The 6,218-nt window shown below is 72.5% G+C and carries 5 protein-coding genes; 2 read left to right on the top strand and 3 right to left on the bottom strand.

The window, feature by feature from the left end:
* Window positions 1–116 precede the first annotated feature (116 nt).
* Window positions 117–1,007 (bottom strand): endonuclease/exonuclease/phosphatase family protein, encoded by an 891-nt coding sequence (locus tag ACZ5XS_RS39310; protein ID WP_468659677.1) that lies wholly within the window; start codon window positions 1,005–1,007, stop codon window positions 117–119.
* A 180-nt stretch (window positions 1,008–1,187) separates the two neighbouring features.
* Between ACZ5XS_RS39310 and ACZ5XS_RS39305 the strand changes: the two genes are divergently transcribed.
* Both ACZ5XS_RS39305 and ACZ5XS_RS39300 read left to right on the top strand, forming a co-directional pair.
* A complete protein-coding gene (locus tag ACZ5XS_RS39305; protein WP_468659675.1) occupies window positions 1,188–2,492 on the top strand; it encodes a DUF6986 family protein in 1,305 nt (434 codons plus the stop codon).
* A gap of 95 nt (window positions 2,493–2,587) precedes the next feature.
* Window positions 2,588–4,342, top strand: a complete 1,755-nt coding sequence (locus ACZ5XS_RS39300) for a serine/threonine-protein kinase (protein ID WP_468659673.1) — start codon at window positions 2,588–2,590, stop codon at window positions 4,340–4,342.
* Here ACZ5XS_RS39300 and ACZ5XS_RS39295 read toward each other — a convergent pair.
* Window positions 4,288–5,088, bottom strand: a complete 801-nt coding sequence (locus ACZ5XS_RS39295; protein WP_468659671.1) for a hypothetical protein — start codon at window positions 5,086–5,088, stop codon at window positions 4,288–4,290. The two genes, ACZ5XS_RS39300 and ACZ5XS_RS39295, sit on opposite strands and share 55 nt — an antisense overlap.
* Window positions 5,089–5,095: 7 nt before the next feature.
* Window positions 5,096–6,157: a LacI family DNA-binding transcriptional regulator gene (locus ACZ5XS_RS39290; RefSeq protein WP_468659683.1), complete on the bottom strand. Its 1,062-nt coding sequence runs from the start codon at window positions 6,155–6,157 to the stop codon at window positions 5,096–5,098.
* Window positions 6,158–6,218: the final 61 nt, after the last annotated feature.

The raw sequence follows: 6,218 nt of genomic DNA, 5'->3' as shown, positions 1-6,218 counted from the left end.
GACGCTCGGCTGGGAAACCCCAGCCGAGCGCCTGCATAAACTGCTCGCCGTCTGACACAACCAATCACGTGTTGCGACGATCCCTAGAATCCGCCGCGGCCTCACGGGGGCCTTCGTCATCCCAGGGTCACGGACGCCTGCACCGGCAGGTGGTCGCTCGGGAACTGCCCGCCCGGAGCGAAGGTGTTGATCGAGGCGCGGTGGGTGGTGACGCCCGACGAGGCGAGGATCCAGTCGATGCGCTCGCCGTCGGGAGTCAGCGGCTGATAGCCGTGGAAGGTGCCGTACAGCCTGCTCCGCTCGGCCGCGCCGTCCCAGGTGTCGACCAGGCCCGCGCCCAGCATCGTGTGGTAGACCGCGTTCTGGTGGGCGGCGACGTTGAAGTCGCCGGTCATCAGGAGCGGGAGCCGGTCGAGTCCGGCGATGCGCTGGATGATCAGTGACGCGGCACGCGCGCGTGCGTACTGGCTGGCGTTGTCGAGGTGGGTGTTCAGGACATAGAACTCCCGGCCGCCGTCGAGCAGATCGCGGAAGCGGACCCAGGTCACCATCCGGACGGAGGCGCCGTCCCAGGTGTTCGAGCCGATCGCGTCCGGGGTGTCGGAGAGCCAGAAGTGGTCGTACTCCCGTGGTTCCAGGCGGCGGGTGTCGTAGAAGACGGCCATGAACTCGTTGCGGCTGCCGCCGGCGCGGCCGGTGCCGATCCAGTCGTAGTGCGGTCCGAGGTCGGACTCGATGTCGCGCAGCTGCTGGTAGATGCCCTCCTGGGTGCCGATGACCGCCGGGGCCTCGCGGCGCAACAGCTCGCGCAGTACCGGACGGCGGGCGGCCCAGCTGTTGGGTTCCGTGGTGCTCGCGAACCGGAGGTTGAGGGTCATCACCTCCAGCCTGCGGTCCTTGCGGCGCAGGGCGGAGACGGACGACGTGGTGAACAGGGGCACGGCCAGGGTGGCGGCCACCACCGTCCGCAGGCCCGACCGGCGGGTCACTCTCCTCACGTCCGACACGCGATCCCTCCCCCCGTGAGTCAGGATGACGGATGAGCCCTGTCGTGCGGAAGAAGGCGTAGGGGCGGGAGTGGCCCGACGGATCACCGTGCGGACGGGTGTTGACCGGCGGGAAGCTCCACCGATAGCTTCGTTATACGGATTGTTGATTCCGTATAGCGGAAAATTGGAGGGTGTGGGATGGGTCAGGGCCAGCAGGAGCAGGTGGCGACGAGCCTCGCGGCTGCCGTCAGCGAGGAGATCAGTGCCTCCCTCGCCCCGGTCGACGCCGAACTGGAGCGCCGCTATCCCGGAGACCCCGGCACCCGCCAGCCCGTCCACACCGTGTACGTCCCCGGCGACGCCTTCGCCGCCGACACCATCCGCTCCTGGGGAGACCAGGCCCTCGCCGCCCTCGACGAACACGCCCCGGACGCCGCCTCCTTCGCCGCCGTCCTCGGTCTGTCCGACGAACTCGCCGGCCCCGTCCACTCCCGCGTCCGCGCCAAGCTGGAGCACGAGCCCGTCGAGGACCTGCGCGTCGACTTCGAGGACGGCTACGGCCCCCGCCCGGACGCCGAGGAGGACGAGGCGGCGGCCCGTGCGGCCCGCCTGATCGCCGAGGCGTACGAGAACGGCACGGCGGCTCCGTACATGGGCATCCGCATGAAGTGCATGGAGGCGGCCGTCCGCGACCGGGGCATCCGCACCCTCGACATCTTCCTCACCGGCCTGATGGAGGCCGGCGGCCTGCCGGACGGACTCGTCCTGACGCTGCCGAAGGTGACCTACCCCGAGCAGGTCACCGCCATGGTCCGGCTCCTGGAGGCCTTCGAGAAGGCGCGCGGCCTCGAGCCCGGCCGGATCGGCTTCGAGATCCAGATCGAGACCAGCCAGTCCATCCTGGCCACCGACGGCACCGCCACGGTCGCCCGCATGATCCAGGCGGCCGCGGGCCGCGCCACCGGGCTGCACTACGGCACCTTCGACTACAGCGCCTGCCTGGGCGTGTCCGCCGCCCACCAGGCGAGCGACCATCCGGCCGCCGACCACGCCAAGGCGGTCATGCAGGTCGCGGCCGCGGGGACGGGCGTACGCGTGTCGGACGGCTCGACGAACGTGCTCCCGGTCGGCCCGACCGCCAAGGTCCACGACGCCTGGCGCCTGCACTACGGCCTCACCCGCCGCGCCCTGGTCCGCGCCTACTACCAGGGCTGGGACATGCACCCACGGCACCTCCCGACCCGCTACGCGGCCGTCTTCGCCTTCTACCGCGAGGGCTTCGAACAGGCCGCCGCCCGCCTAGCCCGCTACGCCAACCGCACCGGCGGAGACGTCATGGACGAGCCCGCCACCGCCAAGGCCCTCAGCGGCTACCTCCTGCGCGGCCTGGACTGCGGCGCCCTCGACATCGCCGAGGTCGCCCGCCTCACCGGCCTGACCCGGGCCGACCTCCAGGGCTTCGCGGCACCCGGGCGGGGCGGCCTCACGACCTCCGTGAAGTAGCGGACATGTCACAACGGCCACCGTCGGCCGAAGTTGTCGCTCCTGCCCCGTAGGCTGTACGGCACGCAGGGACGGGTCACAGGAACGGGGCGGCGGTGTCTTCGGGGGAGTACGGACAGGCGGACGGGGCGGGGCGGGTGCTGGCCGGGCGTTACCGGGTGGTGGGCCAGCTCGGACGCGGCGGTATGGGTGTCGTGTGGCGGGCCGTCGACGAGGTCCTCGGACGTGAGGTCGCCGTCAAGGAGCTGCGGACCTACACGGACGCCGACGGGCCCGAACTTGCCGGGCTGCGGCTGCGGATGCAGCGCGAGGCCCGCGCGGCGGCCCGGGTGCGGCATTCCGGGGTCGTGGCCGTGCACGACGTCACCGAGGTCGACGGCCGACCGCTGATCGTGATGGAACTGGTGGACGGGCCGTCCCTGGACGACGTCCTGCGCGAGCGCGGCACCCTGGACCCGCACGAGGTGGCCGGGATCGGCGCCAAGGTCATGGACGCGCTGGCCGCCGCGCACCGCGCCGGCGTCCTGCATCGGGACGTGAAGCCCGGCAACATCCTGCTCGACCGGTCGGGCCGGGTCGTGCTCACCGATTTCGGCATAGCCACCATGGAGGACCCGGGCGACGGCTCGGCCACCCACCTCACCCGCAGTGGCGAACTCGTCGGCTCCCTGGACTACTTGGCGCCCGAACGCGCGCAGGGCGCGGACCCCGGCCCCGCTTCCGACATCTGGGCCCTGGGCGCCACGCTGTTCGCGGCGGTCGAGGGCGCCTCGCCCTTCCGCCGTACGTCCACCTTCTCCACCCTCACGGCCATCGTCAGCGAGCCCATCCCCGAACCCCGGCGCGCCGGGCGCCTGGGGCCCGTTCTGCAACGCCTGCTGGACAAGCGGCCCGAGTCCCGCCCGGAAGCGGGCGAGGCGCGAGAGCTGCTGCAGGCGGTGGCGGACTCGGACGGCACGGACACTCCGACGACGACGCTGCGGGGGGTGACGGACGTGGTGGGCGCGACGGAGGTCGCGAAGCCGACGGTGGAGGAGACGAAGCGAAGCTTCCCGGCAGCGCCGCCGTCCGAGGAGGCCGCCACGCCCGCGCCCGCGCCCGTACCTGCGCCTGCGCCTGCTCCCGTTCCCGAACCTGTGGCGGCCTCCGCGCCCGGAGCCTCCCCTTCCACCGGCCTCATGCCCGCTACCACCCGGTCCCGTCGCAAGGGCCGCGCCGCCCTCCTCGCCGCCGCGGCCGTCGCCGTTGTCCTGGCCACCGCCGGGGCCACCACCGCCCTGCTGAACGACCAGCAGGACACCGGAGCCGGTGCGCGGCCCACGGCGTCCGCCGGCGCGTCCGAGGCGGCGGACCGGGCAGCGGCCGGCCGCACGGGCGGCCCCGAGCCGACCGAGAAGGAGGCCGCCGACAAGGCTGCGCCGACAAGCGAGCCCACACGTGGCGGGACCGACACCACGCCCTCCGGCCGGGCCACCGCCTCCGCCCCGCCCAAGGCCCCGGAAAGCGGCACCGACGGCAGCACCCCCGGCGGCGGTGCGGGAGACGACGGTACGGCGACCACCGCGGCCCCCGCCTGCCACTCCATCGGCGGCGGCAAGTACAACTGCGAGGTCTGGCGCACCGCGAAGTCGTACACGGCCTCCGGCACCGAGGTCGGCGTCCTCAACGAGGGCACCAACTACTTCTTCTGCCAGGAGAACCTGGGCCGTCGCGAGACGTCCGGCGAGTGGACCAACACCTGGTGGGCCAAGACGGACGACGACAGCGGAAACACCGGCGTCTACGTCTCCGACGTCTACGTCATGGGCGGAGACAACGACGAGCCGGTCCCGGGGCTCCCGGTCTGCTGAACCCGCACATGCCGCTCCAGGCCGGAAGCCGTCACCCGCTTCTCGTCCCTGAACAGTCGCGTTCCCCGCTCGCACAGATGCCGGTCGGCACGGGCCCGCGCGCAGAACTCCTCGGGCGTGACCCCGAACAGTTCCCGCAACCGGGCCGATCCCACGAGGAGTTCGGTGAGCAGCGCCCGCTGGCCCGGGTGCGTGCGGGGGGTGCCGGTGCCGGTGCCGTCGTGCAGGACGCCGTGGCGGTTGACGTAGGCGTACACGCCCGGCAGCGTCACTCCCGCCCCCAGCTCGACCCGCACCTCGGGCGCGGACAGCCAGGCACGGCCGTAGTTGCCGTTCGGCAGCGGCACACCCTCGCTCGCGTCGATCACCGCGAGCTGCTCGGCGTCGAGCCAGATGACGAACAACTCCCGTACGGTGCCCGGCGCGTCGAAGGGCGACGCGGACACGTACCCCATTCGGCTCACGTGCGCGGAGACGCCCACGTCGACGCCCGTGACCGTGGCCTTCACCATCGGGATGGGGGAGGCGATCCGGGCCTGGGCCATCTTGTGGCGGAGCTGGCCGGGGCTGGCGTTGGAGCCGACCGCGAGGACAGGCGTGCGGTCCTCGTGGACGAACTGGTCGTGGGGCAGGAAGTGGTCTCCGTCCAGGAGCCCGGAATCCTGCGGCCAGGCTCCCGGGTACAGGAGCGGACGGTCGCGCGGGGCCTCGGCGAGGCCCAGTGCGAGGAGAGTGCGGGTCTTCATGAGCCGCTCAGTCCGCCGGCGGCAGCTCGCCCGAGCCGCGGGTGACCAGGCGGGTCGGCAGCTCGATCCGCTCCGGGGTGAGCAGGGTGCCGTCCAGCTGGCGGAAGAGACGGTCGGCGGCCGTACGGCCCAGGGTCGCCGCGTCCTGGGCCACGACCGTGACGCCCGGCTGGAGCAGGTCGGCGAGCTCGATGTCGTCGAAGCCCACCAGGGCGACTCGGCGGGCGTGTTCGGCGAGGACCCGGATCACGGTGACCGTCACCCGGTTGTTGCCCGCGAAGACGGCGGTGACGGGGGAGGGGCCGGACAGCATCTCCTCGGCGGCCCGCCGCACCCGCCCGGGGTCGGTGACGCCCAAGGACATCCACGAGTCCTCCACCGGTATCCCCGCGTCCTCCATGGCGGCCCGGTAGCCGCGCAGCCGCTCGGCGGCGGTGTGGATGCGGGGCATGTCGCCGATGAACCCGATCCGCCGGTGGCCGTGGGCGATGAGGTGGGCCACGCCGTCGCGGGCGCCGCCGTAGTTGTCCGAGAGGACCACGTCGGCGTCGATCTTCCCGGCCGGACGGTCCACGAAGACCGTCGCGACCCCTGCCTTCAACTCGGGCTCGAGGTAGCGGTGGTCGTCACCGGCCGGGATCACCACCAGCCCGTCCACCCGCCGCGCGCACAGCGCCAGCACCAGTTCCTGTTCGCGCTCCGGGTCCTCGGCGCTGGAGCCGTTGATCAGCAACGCGCCGTGGGCGCGGGCCACCTCCTCGACCGCGCGGCTGAGCGGGCCGTAGAACGGGTCCGCCAGGTCCTCCAGGACCAGCCCGATGCTGGCGGTGCGGCCCTTGCGCAGCACTCGCGCGCTGTCGTTGCGCCGGAAGCCCAGCGCGTCGATGGCGTCCTGGACGCGGCGCTCCGTCTCGGTGGTGACCCCGGGCTCCCCGTTGACCACACGCGAGACCGTCTTCAGCCCGACACCCGCCCGCGCGGCCACGTCCTTCATGGTCGGACGGTTGCCGTAGCGGTTGGCGGAGATACCGCCCGCGAAGCGGTCTGCTCGGCTGTGGGTCTCGGGCACGATGCGGTGTCCTGTCCTGTCGTCCACGGGGATGTGCAGATCCATGATGTTGTATGAGGAT

The sequence above is a fragment of the Streptomyces sp. NPDC033131 genome (genome assembly GCF_055578365.1).
The sequence above is the reverse complement of the archived record's forward strand: the minus strand, read 5'-3'. Positions and strand labels throughout refer to the sequence as shown.